Origin of the sequence: Arthrobacter sp. 2MCAF15 (assembly GCF_052115605.1) — a bacterium.
In the GTDB taxonomy this organism is placed as follows: domain Bacteria; phylum Actinomycetota; class Actinomycetes; order Actinomycetales; family Micrococcaceae; genus Arthrobacter.
Window position 1 is genome coordinate 1 of record NZ_JBFRGZ010000023.1, and the last position, 15,420, is coordinate 15,420.

The 15,420-nt window shown below is 67.1% G+C and carries 8 protein-coding genes and 1 tRNA gene; 3 read left to right on the plus strand and 6 right to left on the minus strand.

Going from position 1 to position 15,420, the window contains the following annotated elements:
- Positions 1-206: 206 nt before the first annotated feature.
- The gene (locus AB4089_RS20135; protein ID WP_441411046.1) at positions 207-2,495 is read right to left on the minus strand and encodes a prolyl oligopeptidase family serine peptidase; all 2,289 of its coding nucleotides are present in this window, start codon (positions 2,493-2,495) and stop codon (positions 207-209) included.
- An 84-nt stretch (positions 2,496-2,579) separates the two neighbouring features.
- Here AB4089_RS20135 and AB4089_RS20140 point away from each other — a divergent pair, with 84 nt between their 5' ends.
- Positions 2,580-4,823, plus strand: a complete 2,244-nt coding sequence (locus AB4089_RS20140) for an FAD/NAD(P)-binding protein (RefSeq protein WP_441411047.1) — start codon at positions 2,580-2,582, stop codon at positions 4,821-4,823.
- A gap of 193 nt (positions 4,824-5,016) precedes the next feature.
- On the opposite strand, the gene AB4089_RS20145 is transcribed toward AB4089_RS20140, so the two are convergent.
- The 5 genes from AB4089_RS20145 to AB4089_RS20165 form a co-directional block, all read right to left on the minus strand.
- A complete protein-coding gene (locus AB4089_RS20145) occupies positions 5,017-9,579 on the minus strand; it encodes an ExeM/NucH family extracellular endonuclease (protein ID WP_441411048.1) in 4,563 nt (1,520 codons plus the stop codon).
- A 372-nt stretch (positions 9,580-9,951) separates the two neighbouring features.
- Positions 9,952-10,755, minus strand: a complete 804-nt coding sequence (locus AB4089_RS20150) for a VOC family protein (RefSeq protein WP_441411049.1) — start codon at positions 10,753-10,755, stop codon at positions 9,952-9,954.
- 178 nt (positions 10,756-10,933) lie between these two features.
- A complete protein-coding gene (locus AB4089_RS20155; RefSeq protein ID WP_441411050.1) occupies positions 10,934-11,791 on the minus strand; it encodes a glycosyl hydrolase in 858 nt (285 codons plus the stop codon).
- A 53-nt stretch (positions 11,792-11,844) separates the two neighbouring features.
- Positions 11,845-13,164: a hypothetical protein gene (locus AB4089_RS20160; RefSeq protein ID WP_441411051.1), complete on the minus strand. Its 1,320-nt coding sequence runs from the start codon at positions 13,162-13,164 to the stop codon at positions 11,845-11,847.
- Between the two features lie 188 nt (positions 13,165-13,352).
- Positions 13,353-13,440, minus strand: a tRNA-Ser gene (locus tag AB4089_RS20165).
- A gap of 153 nt (positions 13,441-13,593) precedes the next feature.
- On the opposite strand from AB4089_RS20165, the gene AB4089_RS20170 reads away from it, so the two are divergent.
- Positions 13,594-14,577: an NAD(P)H-quinone oxidoreductase gene (locus AB4089_RS20170; RefSeq protein WP_441411052.1), complete on the plus strand. Its 984-nt coding sequence runs from the start codon at positions 13,594-13,596 to the stop codon at positions 14,575-14,577.
- A gap of 178 nt (positions 14,578-14,755) precedes the next feature.
- Positions 14,756-15,292 (plus strand): PadR family transcriptional regulator, encoded by a 537-nt coding sequence (locus tag AB4089_RS20175; RefSeq protein ID WP_441411053.1) that lies wholly within the window; start codon positions 14,756-14,758, stop codon positions 15,290-15,292.
- Positions 15,293-15,420: the final 128 nt, after the last annotated feature.

Genomic DNA, 15,420 nt, shown 5'->3' on the forward strand with positions numbered 1-15,420 from the left:
ACACCCCAATCCGGGCAGAGGCTTGCGTGACCGCCATCCCCTGCCGCAGAAGTGAAAAGAACTCATCCTTCAGCGCATCGGGCGCCCGATAACCACTCGGCATGGCAACCTCCAAAAATCAGATGTTGCAACGACCGTATGATTCTGCGGGACCTCCATGGACCGGAAGTGACCCCGTGTTGCCGGGCGCCGTCAGGAGTTTGGGATCAGTCCTCCCGGCCGGCCAGGGCACGCCACAGGAAGTGCTGGCTGCGGCTCTGCAGGGCCGCCGCCTGCCGGTTGTCCGAGGCGCCGGCGTGGCCGCCCTCGAGGGCCTCGTGGAACCAGACGTTGGGGATCCCCATGGCCTGCATGCGGGCTGCCATCTTCCGGGCCTGGACCGGGCCCACCCGGTCATCCGAGGTCGCTGTCCAGATGAATGTCTCCGGGTAGTCCACGCCGTCCCTGAGCAGGTGGTAGGGCGAGAACGTCCTCAGGAACTCCCACTGCTCGGGGACATCGGGGTCGCCGTATTCGCCAATCCAGGAATAGCCCGCGGAGAGTTTGGTGTACCGGCGCATGTCCAGGAGCGGAACCCCGCAGGACACGGCGCCGAACAGTTCCGGGTACTGGGTGAGCATGTTGCCCACCAGCAGCCCGCCGTTGGAGCCGCCGACGCAGCCGAGCCGCTCCCGGGATGTGACGCCGCGGGAGATCAGGTCCTTCGCCACGGCGGCGAAGTCCTCGTACGCGCGGTGGCGGTTGCCCTGCAGCGCGGCCCGGTGCCAGGCCGGCCCGTACTCGCCGCCGCCGCGGATGTTCGCCACCACGTAGACGCCGCCGCGGCGGTGCGGGGTCTCACCCTCGGCCCCGCCGGACTCCGCCGTGCGACGCTCCAGCCACGCCCGGCCGATCGAGCCGCTGTACGCCGGGGTCCGGGAAATCTCGAAGCCGCCGTAGCCGGACAGCTGCGTCGGGTTCTGGCCGTCCAGCACCAGGTCCTTGGCGGCCACCTGGAAGTACGGAACCTTGGTGCCGTCGCTGGACACCGCGAAGTGCTGCTGGACTTCGTAGTCGGCCTCGTTGAAGAACGACGGCGCGGTCCGGATCACCTCGTGCGTGCTGGTCACGCCAGCCCCGGAGTCAGCGGTGCGGGCGAGTGTCCCGCGGGTCAGGGTGGTGGGCGTTGTGAAGCCGGTGGCCACGAGCCAGAAGTCGTTCCCCGCGCCCGGCGCCTCGCCCTCGGCCACCGAGGCGGCGCCGCCGGTTCCGTCGTCGTCCGAGCCTTCGGCGTCGTCCTCGTCATCCACCGCGAAAGCGTTGACGTCGTGCAGGGGCGGGCAGGCGTCCAGCACCGTGGCCCCCCACGCGGCGTCCTTTCCGGGGCGGCGCGGATCCAGAACGTGGATTTCCGAGGACACGTCCCGGAGCAGGTTCAGCAGCAGGAAGTCCCGCGTCCAGCTCCAGGACTGCAGGGAAGTGTGCGGATCGGGGGTGAAAAGCACGGCGAGGTCCCGGGAGCCGGCCAGGAAGTCATCGAACCCGGCCGCGAGCAGGGAACCGGCCGGGTGGATGGTGCCGTTGACGGTCCAGTCGCGCTGCGGACGGAACAGCAGCCATTCGCGGTGCGAGCTCAGGTTCACGTCTGCGGGCACGTCCAACTGCACCCATTCGCCGTCGCGCAGTACGGAAGTGTTCTTCTCGAAGAAGCTGATCCAGTCGACGGCAAAGGTGCGTTCGAAGCCCGGAGTGGAGTCGTGCGCCACGATCGCCATCATGTGGTCCTCGGGAATGTCGAACAGCTGCTCGGCCTGCGCCAGGGAATCTCCGCGGCGCAGCTTCACCCCGGTCCGGGCATAGGACGAGGTGGTCCGCGGCAGGTCCTGCGCGGTGGTGGCGACCAGCAGGGTGTCTGCGTCCAGCCAGGAGGCGTTGCCCTTGCCGGTCGGGAGGTCGAAGCCGCCGTCGGCCGGGTCCACGAAGCTGCGCGCCTCGACGTCGAACTCCCGGTGGCGGTTGGCGTCACCGCCGTCGGGGGAGAAGGCCAGCAGGGCCCTGCGGTGGGGTTCGCCCGGGGCCGGGCGGAGGAAGTTGGCGCCGTGGAAGACCCAGTCGTGGCCCTCGGCGGCGGCGAGGGCGTCGACATCGAGCAGCACATCCCACGCGGGGGTCCCGGCCCGGTAGCTGTCCCAGCTGGTGCGCCGCCACAGGCCCTTGGGGTTCTCGCGGTCCTTCCAAAAGTTGTAATACCACTCGCCGTGCTTGCCCACCATGGGGATCCGGTCGGTGGAGTCGAGGACCTCCAGGATTCGGCCTTCCAGGTCGGCGTACTCCGCATCCTCGAGGAGCTCCTCGGTGCGGGCATTCTGTTCACGGACCCATGCCAGCTGTTCCTGGCCGTAGATGTCCTCCAGCCAGATGTTCTCGTCAACAGGTTCGGGGGAAATCCCTCCAGTAGGGAGGGCGCCGGTGGCGTGGCCGGACGCGGACGGGTGATCAGCTTCTGTGGTGGTCATTTTTCAATCCAAGAACATCGGTGCGGCAGTGGCAAGTCAGGCGGGCGTCAAACCGGCGGCCGGGTTGCCGATACTCTGGATGCCGTGGGCATATCGCGAAGCATCCGGACGGCAGTGATAGGCGCCGGTCCCCGGGGCACGAGCGTGCTGGAACGGCTGCTCGCCAACTGGGTCTCCGCCGGCTCCGCGGGAACCCTGCACATCGACGTGATCGACCCGTACCCGGCGGGCCCCGGGCATGTCTGGCAGCCCGGACAGTCGCGGCTGTACCTGATGAACACGCAATCCTTCTATCCCACGGTCATCCCCGAGGGCCSGGAGCTCGCCCCGCCGCTGGCCGGGCGCACGTTCGACCAGTGGCGCGAAGTCCAGCAGTACAATCCGCAGCCCTCGCTCACTGACGAGGAGCGGACCGAGGTGTCCCGGCTCGGCGAGACAGACTTCCCCAGCCGGGCCCTGTATGGCCGCTACCTCCGGTCCACGCTCGAAGAGCTGCTCACCGTGCTGCCGGCGGGCGTCACCGTGGACTTCCACCTGGCGACGGCGGCTTCCGTCCGCCACTCCGCTGCGGAGCCTGCTGACCAGGCGGCCGAGCAGGGGGTCCCGGGGGAAAGTTCGGTGCGGTTCGACGTCGTCCTCGAGGACCGCACGGTGCTTACCGTCGACTCCGTGGTGCTGGCCATGGGCCATCTCGACGCGCGGTTGAACGCCGAACAGCGGGAGCTGCGCACCGCCGCGGAGGAACTCGGGCTCCTCTACGTGCCGCCGGCGGCGCCGGCCGACGTCGACTGGTCCGTGGTGCCGGCCGGAAAGCCTGTCCTGGTGCGCGGCATGGGCCTGAACTTCTTCGACGTGATGGGACAACTGACGGAGGGGCGCGGCGGCCGGTTCCTTGCCGGCGAAAGCAGCGGTGAACTGACGTATGAGCCGTCCGGCCGCGAACCACTAATCATCGCCGCCTCACGCCGCGGGACCCCCTACCGGGCGAAGGCGACCCTCACCGGCTACTATCCCGGCGCGGTCCAGCTGCGGTACTGCACCGAGCAGGCGATCGCAAAGTTCGCCGACTCCGGAATCAGGCCGTCATTCGACCACGACCTCTGGCCGCTCCTGCACCGGGACGCGATCTGGGCCTACTACTCCACGCTCGCGTACTCGCAGCCCGATGCCATCCTGACCGGCCCGTCCGAGTTCCTGCGCGCCCTGGAAGAGTCCCTTCGGCCGCACGCGCATTCAACCGGAAAGTGGGAAACCGCCGCGGATTCGGTGATCGCCGTCCATGTCCGGCACACCAGCCGCCTGGACCTGCCCGGCCTCGCGGCGCCCCTGGCCGGGCGTTCGTTTGGCTCCCGTGCTGAACTGGACGCCGCCGTCGTGGACTACCTGCTCGACGACGCGCGGCGCTCGGCACTCGGCGAGGACGACCCCGTGAAGATGGCGATCGGCGCCCTGCACCACGGCCGGGCCGTGCTCAAGACCGCTGTGGCCGACAGCGGCATCACGGACGAATCCTGGGTCGCGGGCCTCCGCGGCTGGTTCGAATCCTTCGTGGAGGGCCTGGCGAGCGGCCCGCCGGCGCTGCGTTCTGCCCAGCTCGCGGCGCTGGCTCGGGCGGGGGTCGTGCGTTTCGTGGGCCCGGACCCCAAGTTTGGCGTGGATCGCCGGGCCCGGAAGTTCACCGCTGCATCGCCCTGGGTGGGCGGCGGAGCCGAGGGAAACGCCGGCGAAGAGTCGGAGGATGCCGGCACGTATGGTGCGGGACGGGACTCCGTTGGCGTGGGCGCTGTGGGTGTGGGCTCCGGGAGTCCTGCTGTGAGTGCGGTTGCCGCGGGCGCCGCGGGCGCCGCTGGGGCCGTTGGGAGCGGGGCCGTGGGCGGCGCCGGCATACTTAGCGCCGGCATCCTTAGCGCCGGTGCGCGGGGCGCCGGACCGGCGAGGGCACGGACGGAGAATGCCGTGCCGGGTGCCGTGTCCGCGGCAGCGATGATCGAGGCGCTGGCACCGGCCAACCGTGTGGCCGTCAACTCCTCGCCCCTGCTGGAACAGCTTCTCGCCGAAGGGCTGGTGCGGCCGCGCCTCATGATGACCGTGGAGGGGACCCCGGTGCAGACCTCCGGGCTGGACGTCATCGCCCATCCGTATCGTCCACTGGGGGCCAACGGGTCCGTGACCAGGGGACTTTATGTGCTCGGGCTCCAGCTCTCCGCCACGCAATGGGGCACAGCAATCGCCGCCGAGGCCCTGCCGAAGTCGGGCCCCGTCTACCGCAGCGGCCAGCGGACCCTGCGCGACGCCGACGAGATCGCCCGCGACATCCTGGCCAGCTAACCCGCCCCCGCTCCGCCCGTCTCTGGTCACTAGTCTCTGAACAATGGGCATGTGCCGTGGCCCGCGCGTCCCGGAAGGATGGACATGCCCTCCCGTGGGGCCGGGCGGTGGACTGGTGGTGCTTATGTCCAATGCTGCGGGCCAGGGGAGGGCATGTCCAGTGGTGGGGGACTAGAACGTCCGGGCTACGGCGTCAGCCCTTGAGGCACTTCTGGTACTGGATCCACGCGATCGAGTACCTGATCCAACCGAAGACGTCGTACCACTTCTTCGGCGGAACCGGAGCCGTGCACTTCGGCGGGACGGGCGTGCTGGCCGCGACCTTCACCTCCGCCTTCACCACCGTGCCGGATTCGACGGCGGTGAGCACCAGCATGCCATTGCCGGCGGCGGCTCCGGCGGGAACCAACACGCTCACCGTGGCGGCCCCGGCGGTCACCGGAACCGTGCCGAGGGACGTGACCTTACCCGCGGCATCGGCGAACTCGGCGCGCAGGGTGGCGTTCACCGGGCTGCCCAGCGAGGTCAGGTCCAGCTTCGAGACGGCCAGGTTCATGGATTCCCCGCCCTTGACCTCGGTCGCCGTCGTGTTCACAACGGCCACCGAGCGGCGTGCGAAATCGGGCGAGACGGGGTTGTGGGCCTGCAGGTACTTGATCCACGCGTCGCGGTCCACGAGCCCGGAGTCCTTGGTGCCTGTGCCTTCCTTGAAGACGCGGAAGTTGTCACCACCGGTGGCCAGGAAGTTGAACGTCCCGATCCGGTAGGACTTCGCCGGGTCGATCACTGCACCGTTGACCCGGATCGAGGTGATCCGGTCACCGGCGGCGCGGGCGGCGTCGTAGGTGTAGTTCACGTTCTTGGACAGGCCCAGCTGCTGGTACGCACGGCTGGGAACCGTGCCGTCCGGGTTGGTCTGCCACTGCTGCTCCAGCAGCGTCTTGAACTGCGCACCCGTGAGGGACGTGGTCCACAGATTGTTCACGAACGGCAGCACCGCGTTGGCCTCGGCGTAGGTGATGGTGCCGTCGGGCGCGTAGTACAGCTCGTTGCGCAGGCCGCCCGGATTGACGACGCCGATTTCGGCGGCGCCGAGGTCCGGCGCCTTCAGCGCATCCACCAGGGAGTCCGCCACAAGGTTGCCGAGGGTGGACTCGCTGGACCGGTCATCGCGCACGGACGGGGAGCCGGCGAACGCCGTCGTGATGTCCGCCGTGACCTTGCCGACCGGCTGGTTGCCGACCACGGCGGCGTCGGCCAGGGCCTTGTCCACGATGGTCTTGACGGCCGCGACCCGGGGGTACTGCGCCACCAGATCGGCCGCGGGCTGCGCGGCACTCGTGGTGCGCTGGACGTTGCCGGCCTTGTAGCCGGTCACGGACATGGTCTTGGTGTCGATGGTCAGCTGGATCTGGCCGATGAACTCGCCGTAGTTTCCGGTCTGGACGATCGGGCGGGTCTTGCCGGTGGGCTGGCCTGCCGGATCCAGGACCGGGGCGTCCCAGGAGTACTGCTTGTGCGTGTGGCCGTTGAAGATCGCGGCAACATCAGGGGTGACCTTCTGGACCATCTTGGCGAAGGGGCCGCCGGCAGCGATCTCCTGCTCCAACGTGGCGCCGTCGGGCGCGCCGGATCCGGCGCCGTCGTGGTTCTCCACAATGATGACGTCGGCGAGCTTGTCCGCCTTGATCTTCGCCGCGACCCGGTTGATGGCGTCGACAGGGTCACCGAACTCAAGGTCCGCGATGCCCGAGGGCGTGACCAGGGAGGGCACTTCCTGCGTGACGGTGCCGATCACGGCCACCTTCACACCGTTCATGTCCAGGACCGTGTACTCGGGCAGGACCGGTGTGGTGGTGCCCTTCGTGTAGACGTTGGCGCCCAGGTACGGGAACTTGGCGTTGGTCCCGCCCGCCGTGACGCGGTCGCGCAGGTCAGCCCAGCCGCCGTCGAACTCGTGGTTGCCCAGCGCGGAGGTGCGCAGCTCCAAGGCGTTCAGCACGTCGATGGTCGGCTGATCCTTGGCCATGGCGGAGGCGAACAGTGAGGCGCCGATGTTGTCGCCGGCCGAAATAAACGCCGTGGCGCCCGGAGCGGCGGCCGCCCGCAGCTTCTCGATGGTCCCCGCGAAGAACACGGTGTTGGAATCGATGCGGCCGTGGAAGTCGTTGATGCCCAGGAAATTCAGTTCCACGCTGGCCGGAGTGACGGGCAAGTTCAGGCCCACCACCACCGGATCATGGTCGCTCGCCCGGAACTGGTCCGCAGCGTAATAGTCGGTGACGTTGTTGTTGTAGCGGCTGTACTCCAGCGCCACGGATTCCACGGAGTTGATGTTCCAAATGTCCGCGCCGGTGACAGCGGCGTTGGCCGCCGGCGAGGCGAGGATGTGGTCCAGCGAGCCCACAAGGCCGCCGAAGAGGTAGGAATGCTTGGCGGAACCGTCCGCGTTCTTGGCCTTCTCATCCTGGTTGACGTACCCGGCGCCCGTGAGGACGTTGAGCGGGTCCTCCTTGGCGTAGGAGTTGAAGTCGCCGATCAGGAAGACCTTGTCCGTGCCCTTGGACTTCTGCAGTTCGTCCGAGAACGCCAGCAGTGACTTGGCCTGGGCGGTGCGGGCCAGGTTCGAGGCGCCCTGGCCCTTGTCGGTGTCATCCGGCGTGGCGGCGGAGCCCTTGGACTTGAAGTGGTTGGCGATCGCGATGAACTTCTTGTCATCGGAGGCGCCCACGGGCTTGAAGACCTGGGCCATCGGCTTGCGGGCGCTGGCGAAGGCGACCGTGTCGTTGTGGATGATGGATTCGCCGACTGGTTCGGCGGCGGCCTTCTTGAAGATGAAAGCGGTCCGGATCATGTCCTCGTCGGCCAGCGGGGGCGCGTTGGCCGGTGTGCGGACGTAGTCCCAGATCCCGGGGGTGGCGATGTTCAGCGCATCCACCAGCTTGGCGAGGGCGTCGTCCCGGGTCTTTCCGAACTGGGCCGAGTTCTCGACCTCCATCAGTGTGACGACGTCGGCCCCGGACTTGGAGATGGCGGCGACGATCTTGTCCTGCTGCCGCTTGAGGTTTTCCGCGTTCGCGGCGCCGCGGACGTCGCAGCCGCCCTTGACGGTGATGGGGTTGCCGTCCCGGTCCGGGTAGAACGTGCAGCCCGGAATCTGGTCGCCCGTGGTGGGGAAGTAGTTGAGCACGTTGAAGGAGGCCAGTTTGAGGTTGCCGCCCACGGCGGTGGGGGCGTCCGCGCGGGTGGCACCGAACCTTGCCGGCTGCACGGTGTCCGCGTTGGCGGCGGTCAGCTGGGTTAGGGGCTGGAACTTCCAGGCGTTGTTCGCGTAGCTGAGCACTACGTTCGTTTTGAACGTCACCGGTGAGCCGACCCGTACGGGGTCCGCCGTGCCCAGGTACGGGAGCACCTGGGCTTTGGTGGCGGAGTCCTTGAGGAAGTTCGTGGTGGCGCCGTCGTCGAGCTTGATGCCGCGGGCGGCGTTCGCCGCTGCCGTGGCGGTGTATTCGGCGGAACCGAACGGTGCGACGGCGGTGGGCTGCTCCAGCGCGGTGGTGCCGCCGGCCAGGCCGATCTCGCCGTACTGGTTCAGCGAGAAGTTGTCCGCCACGGTGACCGGGCCCTGCGGGGTAAGCAGCATGCCTTCGAGGGACTCACGGAAGGCCTCGTCGGCGGGGAGGGCGAAGCCGGTGGCCTTGACCTCGGGCGCGGCCTCGGTGAGCTTCTTCAGATCGGCGGCCGCAGCGACGTTCAGCTGGGTCATGCCGAAGAATTCGCTGACGGCGCCGGTGAGTTCGACGTAGTCGCCGATCCTGACGGAGTCGACCGTGGACGGCGAGTAGACGAACACAGCGTCCGACGCCGCGTGGTTGGCCGGGGTGAGGTCGCCGCCCGTGCCGGGAGTCTGGATGTAGTAGCCGGCGAAGCCGCCGGTGGGGAACGTCGCCGTGACCCTGCCGCGCGTAGTCACCGATGATCCGGCCAGCGGGCTTGCGGCGCCGTTGCCCTGGATTTCGGCGATGTTCTTGCTGGCCGGGGGCGTGCCGGGGCCCGGGTCCACCGGCGGGTCCACAGGGCCGGGATCCGCGGCACCGTTGGCGGTCTTCGGGGTGATGGCCGCGTTGAGTGTGAGGTCTGCGGAGTTGTTGTTGGTGTCCGCACCCTTGGTGCGGTTCAGGCTCCTGACGTCGGTGTTGCCCGACGGCGCGGCGGCGGCCTGGGCCTCGAACGTGTTGGACGTGCCGTAGCCGAGCAGGTCCGCGACGTTGGCCGGTTCAATGACCGAGCCTGTCTGCAGCGGGTTGAGGGCGGCGGCCTGCTTGGCCAGCACGATTGTGCCGCCGGCGCCGGCCGGGTTGAAGCCGGCGGCGGTGGCGTCCGCGGCGGGAAGGTCGGCGCCGGCCGTGCCGTTGCTGCCGCCCTTGAGCAGGTAGTAGCCCTTAGCGGGGATGCTGCCGGACAGGGCTGCAACGGAGCTCGGCGCCCCCGCACCCGAGGCCGAGCGGTACTGGAGCGACCAGCCCTCCAGCGAGACGGGTGCGTCAGAACCGTTGTAGAGCTCGACGAACTTGTTCTTGAAGGCCGCGCCGGAGCTTCCGCCGCTGATGTAGGCCTCGTTGATGACCACCGGCGAGGTTCCGGCCGCGGCCGGCGAGGCGTCTGTGGCATTGGCCGGCACGGCCGCCAGCGGAGCCGCTATGAGCGCCGCCGACAGGGCTGTGCCCAGTGCTGTTATCCAGGGTGTTGGTTTCATCCGCTCTAACTCTCATTAGGGTGCCCCGGGTAAAGGGCAGGGTGCAGTGCGTCCGCGGGTTCAGCGGACAGTGGCCGGCCTGAACTCCTGGTCAAGTCGCGCCGGGCCCATCCAAACAGGGGTGAATGAACAACGTGTGGATTAAACGTGCATTCGGCGGGACGTCCCCCAGCGAGACGTGCCGCAGCCATCCCGGAGCGGCTCGAGAGCCCCGGGCAACGGTGACTGGTGATGCGGGTGAGTGGTGTCCGGGTGCCTCCACCGGACGCTCCACAGCAGAATACCGGCCAGTAGCCCTTGTGGAAGGGTCTGGCCGGTATTTTCTACAACAATTTTTGGAATTAGCGGAGCAGGGCTTGTGGCCCTGGCCGGTTATGCGTCGGCGGCGGGCTGAGCTCCCTGGCCTGTGTCGGCCACAATCTTGAACATCGCGCCCGTGGGGTCGGCCAGCGTGGCGAGCCTGCCGAACGGAGTGTCGTCAGGGCCGTCGATCACCTTGGCACCGAGGGACACTGCCTTCTCGATCGTGGCGTCGGCATCCTCAACGGCGAAGTAGACCTGCCAGTTGGACGGGACCTCGGCCGGGAGGTAGGCCGAAGCGTCCATGATCCCGGCCTTGGCGGCCGGCCCGGCACCCAGTGTGGTGTAGCGGAATTCCGGGGTGTCGCTCATGACATCGGTGTCCCAGCCGAAAACGTCCTGGTAGAACTTGACGGCGGTGGCGTAATCCTTGGTGTGGAGCTCGTGCCAGGCCGGGGCGCCGGGCTCGGCCGCCAGCTCATAGCCCTTCATTTCGGCCGGCTGCCACACGCCGACCGACGCGCCAGTGGCATCGGCGATCATGGCCATGCTGCCCTGTTCCGGGACATCCATGGGCTCCATGTAGACCTGGCCGCCGTGCTCTGTCGCGGCCTTGACGGTGGCCGCGGCATCCTCTGAGCGCAGGTATGTGGACCACATGTCCGGCCACGCACCCTGATCCTCCTGCTTCTGCATCAGGCCGGCCACAGATTTGCCGTCCTTCCAGGCCGTGATGTAGCCGCCGTATTTCTCTTCATCGCCGGTCTGGTACGTCCAGCCAAACAGTGCACCGTAGAACGACTTGGCCTTCTCGGCATCGGAGGTCATGAGGTCGATCCAGCACGGTGCGCCGTTGGAGTGGTCAGGTGTAGGCATGGGAGCTCCTGCTCTCTGTGGCGGCCCCGCTATGTAGGGCGCGGCCGCCGGACTCTGTGTTTGATTGGAGACTTTGTTTGATTGGAGACTGTGGTTGATTGGAGACTGGGGTGGTGACACAGAGAGACTATGACGGGGCTCGGACAGTTTCAATGGGACCACTCGCCACAGCGTGCGTTTAGAGCGATGCGTAGAGCTTGCCTGTTGAGGTCATCGAGCCGTCCCGGTTGAACATGGCCGAGGTGCCCATGATGGGATCGTCGATGGGGCGGTTCTTCCACGCGAACCGTTCCACGTACGGCATCTTGCGCATGCCTACGATGGTTTCACGCATGAACTTCTCGACCATCGGGCGGGTGTAGATGCTGGGGCTTGTCTTGGTGGCGTTCCAGTCCGCCACCGCGTATTCCGTAACCCAGATAGGCCGTTGATACTTCTCATGCAACGCCGTGACTTTTCTGAGGAAACTGTCTGAATGCGGCCATGCGTAGCAGTGCATGGTCATGAAGTCGACGCGCAGGTTCTCCCGCTTGGCCCTAAGCATGAACTGCTCCAGCCAGGGGCTCGTTGGGCCTACAGTGGCCGGAGATCCCAACCGAAGCCCGGTGGTCTGCAGCAGCGGCCAGAGCCGAACGGCCTCATCGACGGACATGTTGGCCTGCAGCGGGTGGTCCGGTTCGTTGAAGCCGAGGAGGTTCTTGGTTTTCGTCTGCGACAATTCCCGGTTCACAAAGCCGAGCGCATCCATTTCGAGCAGCCTTCTGCCGTCTTTGATCATTGGAACGAAGGGCGTGCCGGTGTAGGTCCGTGTGGACTGCCAGGTGTAGTACCAGTCCGCATTGAGGCCCTTGATCTGCCGGAAGGACAGGGCATCACTACCGCCGTTGGATGCGCCTTTGAGCGCCCGGGCCGGGGTGGTTGCGGCGTGAGCCGACCCGGCACCGGCTGCCATCAGTCCGGGGACTGCCAGGGCAGCCAGCGGGAGTGTGAGAAATTCTCGGCGTTCCATCTGTTCCTTCATGAGGTCGTGGGGCATTCTGTCCTTGGCCCCCGTGTTCGGGAGCCCATTCGCATCAGGTTTCAGCGTCTCTATACTGGGTAGCTTGCGCGCAGCGCCTTCAGGGCGTTGGCGTACTTGGTGCCTGCTGCTGCGAAAGTGATGCGGGTGGCTTCGAGCCGGGTTTCGTTGCCTGCTACTGTCCGGGCGTATTCGGTACGCAGTTCGGCCGTGCTTCTCTTATAGTCGGCTACGGCTTTGGCGTGGGTGTCCGCGAGTTGGGCGCGCTTGATGGTGTAGTCCGCCTGTGATTTTGTGTATCCGTCCTTGAGCGCCGCAATGCGCGCGTCCCGGGCCGGTGCTTCTTTCGCGTAGGCAGCCTTGAGCCGACTCCGGGCTTTTTCGTAGTCGACCTTGGACTGGTCGTACGCCTGGCTGAGGGCTTCGATGCGGTCGTTCTTGGCCCGGTACGCACTGTCGTATTTTGCCTTCAGCTGGGCTTTGGCTGCGATGTAGTCGGCCTGGGACTTGGTGTACCCGTCCCGGAGCGCTTGGATACGTGCATCCCTGGCGGGGGCTTCTTTCGCGTAGGCCGTTTTCAGGGCGGCGAGTTCGGCTTCATAGGCGGCGACGGCTTTCGTGTACGTCGCGCGCAGAGCGTCCTTGGCCTCTGTGGTCTTCGCCGCGGCGTAGTCCCTGGCATAGGCGATCTGCTTCGCGGCGCGCGCTGCCTTTGCCTTCGCCACCGCGGCGTCGTAGGCAGCCCTTTTGGCGGCGTAGTTGGCATTTTCGTTGGCGATGGCGTGGTCGAGCGCCGGCCTCGTGAGGCTGTTCGCGGCGGCTAGATCGGCGACGCCTTTGGTGTAGGCCGTGGTCTTACGATCGAAGGCAGCTTGTTCGGCTGCGATGGCCTTGTCCAGGGCGGGGCGCTTCTTGTCCTGGGCCGTGGCGAGGTCGTTCAGGGCTTTCGAGTTCGCTGCGGCCTTCAAGGCGTAGGCTGCCGCTTCCGCGTCGAGGGCCTTATCGAGAGCAGGCCGTTCCATGCTATTGGCTTTGATGAGCGCGGCGACGGCCTTATCGTAGGCCGCGTCCTTAGCGTTGAGGTCCGTTCGTTTGGCGTCGAGGGCTTCGTCCAAAGCGGGCCGCAGGTTCCGCTGGTAGGCGTATTCGCTGGCCTGGTCGTCCACGAAGCGTTGGGCTGCAGCTTGGTACTCGCCCACGAGGATGATGAGGGCTGCGTTGTAGGTGGCTTTGGTCATGGGAACGCTGAGCGCAGCGGCCCCCATGCCTCCGGGGCGGGGCGCGGTCGTCTGAGTCGCCGCGTTGGCCGCCGGAGCCACCGCCGTGGCGCCCAACGCGAGTGCCAGGCTGAGGCCAAAGATGCTGGTGATGCTGGTGGTGGTCTTCTTCACGAGGCTGATCGTACCGGACCGTTTTGCCATTTATGCGCCAGGATGCTAAGTGAGCGCTAAGAATGCGCTGATCTTGCGGAAAGCAAGGCGACCGGCGGTAACAATGTGGCGCAAGGCAGATTATCGGGCCGCAGCGCAAAAATGCCCCCGGTTCCGGCACCAGGTGCAGGAATCGGGGGCATTGTCTGCGGAAGGTAAGAGATTCGAACTCTTGGTACGGGGTCACCGCACACTGGTTTTCAAGACCAGCTCCATCGGCCGCTCGGACAACCTTCCCTAACGAGTAGTCTTTCATAGGCGGTCGGTTGCCACAAAAACACGCTGCAATTGCGGCCGCGTGCAACTCCCCGCCATATTCTGGGGAGTGTTGATAGGACCTGGTGACCGCGGCGAACGTGCGCGGAGCCAGTTAGGAATCGGGAGTACTCCATGAAGGCTGTCTACATCTCAGAGCCCGGCGGACCCGAGGTCCTGGAAGTCCGGGAGGTCCAGGCCCCGGTGGCCGGGCCCGGCGAGGTGCTGATCGACGTCGTGGCCGCGGGCCTCAACCGTGCGGACGTTCAGCAGCGCAGGGGGTTCTACCCGCCGCCCCCGGGTGCCTCCGAGATCCCCGGGCTGGAAGTCTCTGGCAGGATTGCCGGCTTCGGCCCTGGCGTGACCAAGGCGTTCTCCGTGGGGGACAAGGTGGTGGCGTTGCTCGCCGGCGGCGGCTACGCCCAGCAGGTGGCCGTGCCCGCGGGGCAGGTTCTGCGCATCCCCGACGGCGTGGACCTGGTCACAGCGGCATCGCTCCCCGAGGTTGCGGCGACCGTCTATTCCAACCTGATCATGACGGCGCAGCTGCAGCCGGGCGAAACGGTCCTGATCCATGGGGCCACGGGCGGCATCGGCACCATGGCCATCCAGCTGGCCAAGGCCGTTGGCGCCCGGGTGGCCACCACCGCCGGCAACGCGGAGAAGGTCGGCACCGCCCGGGCCTTCCTCGGTGCGGACATCGCCATCAACTACACGGAGGAAGAGTTCCCGGCGAGCCTTCGCGCCCAGAACGGCGGGAAAGGCGCGGACGTCATCCTCGACGTCGTGGGGGCCAAGTACCTCGAGCAGAACATCGATGCGCTCGCCGACTACGGGCGCCTTGTGGTCATTGGGCTGCAGGGCGGCGCCAGGGCGGAACTGGACCTGGGACAGCTGCTGCGGAAACGGGGCGCCATCATCGCCACCGCGCTGCGTCCGCGCCCGGTGGAGGAAAAGACCGTGATCATGAACGCTGTCCGCGACGCCGTGTGGCCGATGCTGACCGACGGCAGGATTAGGCCCCTCGTGGCCAAGACCTTCCCGCTGGACCAGGTCGCCGCCGCGCACACCTACTTCGATTCCGGTGACCACGTGGGCAAGGTTCTGCTGGTCATGTAGCAGCCGCCCCGGCACCAAAAATGCCTTAAACCGCAGGCCACGGGCGACTTATTCCGTCCGGAGCATGCACTGTTTTGCGGCAGGGGCGGCAACCACGGTAGGTTTGGTCTATACGCGGTATACACGCGTCTTGGGGCGCGTGTATGCTGTGTGGTTTCCTGACCTCCGGGAGTACCCCATGTCAATCCGCCACAGTCTCCTCGCCCTCCTGCAGGACCGCCCGCGCTATGGCTATCAGCTCAGGACCGAATTCGAGGACCGCACCGGGTCCTCCTGGCCGCTGAACATCGGGCAGGTCTACACCACCCTTGACCGGCTGGAACGCGACGGTCTGGTCCGCAATGACGGTGGCGACGGCGACGGGCACGTCATCTACAGCATCACCCCGGCCGGCCAGGCTGAAGTCAGCGACTGGTTCGCGGCCCCCGTGTCCCGCACGATTCCGCCCCGGAATGAGCTGGCCATCAAGCTCGCCCTCGGCCTCACGATTCCCGGGACCGACGTCGGCGCCATCATCCAGGCCCAGCGGGCCGTCTCCGTCCGTGCACTGCAGGAGTACACCAAGTCGCGCCGCGACACGGCCTCGCTCCAGCGCCCCGCCGACACCGCCAGGCTCCTGGTACTGGACTCGCTCATCTTCCAGACCGAGGCCGAAGTGCGCTGGCTGGACCTCTGCGAGGCCCGCATGATGCAGCTCAGCAACCTCCAGAGGTAGCCGGCCGACCGCTCGTCGCGCCATCCCCGCCGCCTGGCGCACGACCCGCCTTCAGCTCGCGGCCGCATTGGTAGGGTGCGTGGGGCAGTTCTGTACCGGTGGGCTGCCCGGCTGGGTTTCTCGAGGAG

Bases quoted from the DNA above. Each gene is read 5' to 3' on its own strand.
- AB4089_RS20135 (WP_441411046.1), bottom strand. From the start codon at position 2,495: ATGACCACCACAGAAGCTGATCACCCGTCCGCGTCCGGCCACGCCACC.
- AB4089_RS20145 (WP_441411048.1), bottom strand. From the start codon at position 9,579: ATGAAACCAACACCCTGGATAACAGCACTGGGCACAGCCCTGTCGGCG.
- AB4089_RS20150 (WP_441411049.1), bottom strand. From the start codon at position 10,755: ATGCCTACACCTGACCACTCCAACGGCGCACCGTGCTGGATCGACCTC.
- AB4089_RS20155 (WP_441411050.1), bottom strand. From the start codon at position 11,791: ATGCCCCACGACCTCATGAAGGAACAGATGGAACGCCGAGAATTTCTC.
- AB4089_RS20170 (WP_441411052.1), top strand. From the start codon at position 13,594: ATGAAGGCTGTCTACATCTCAGAGCCCGGCGGACCCGAGGTCCTGGAA.
- AB4089_RS20175 (WP_441411053.1), top strand. From the start codon at position 14,756: ATGTCAATCCGCCACAGTCTCCTCGCCCTCCTGCAGGACCGCCCGCGC.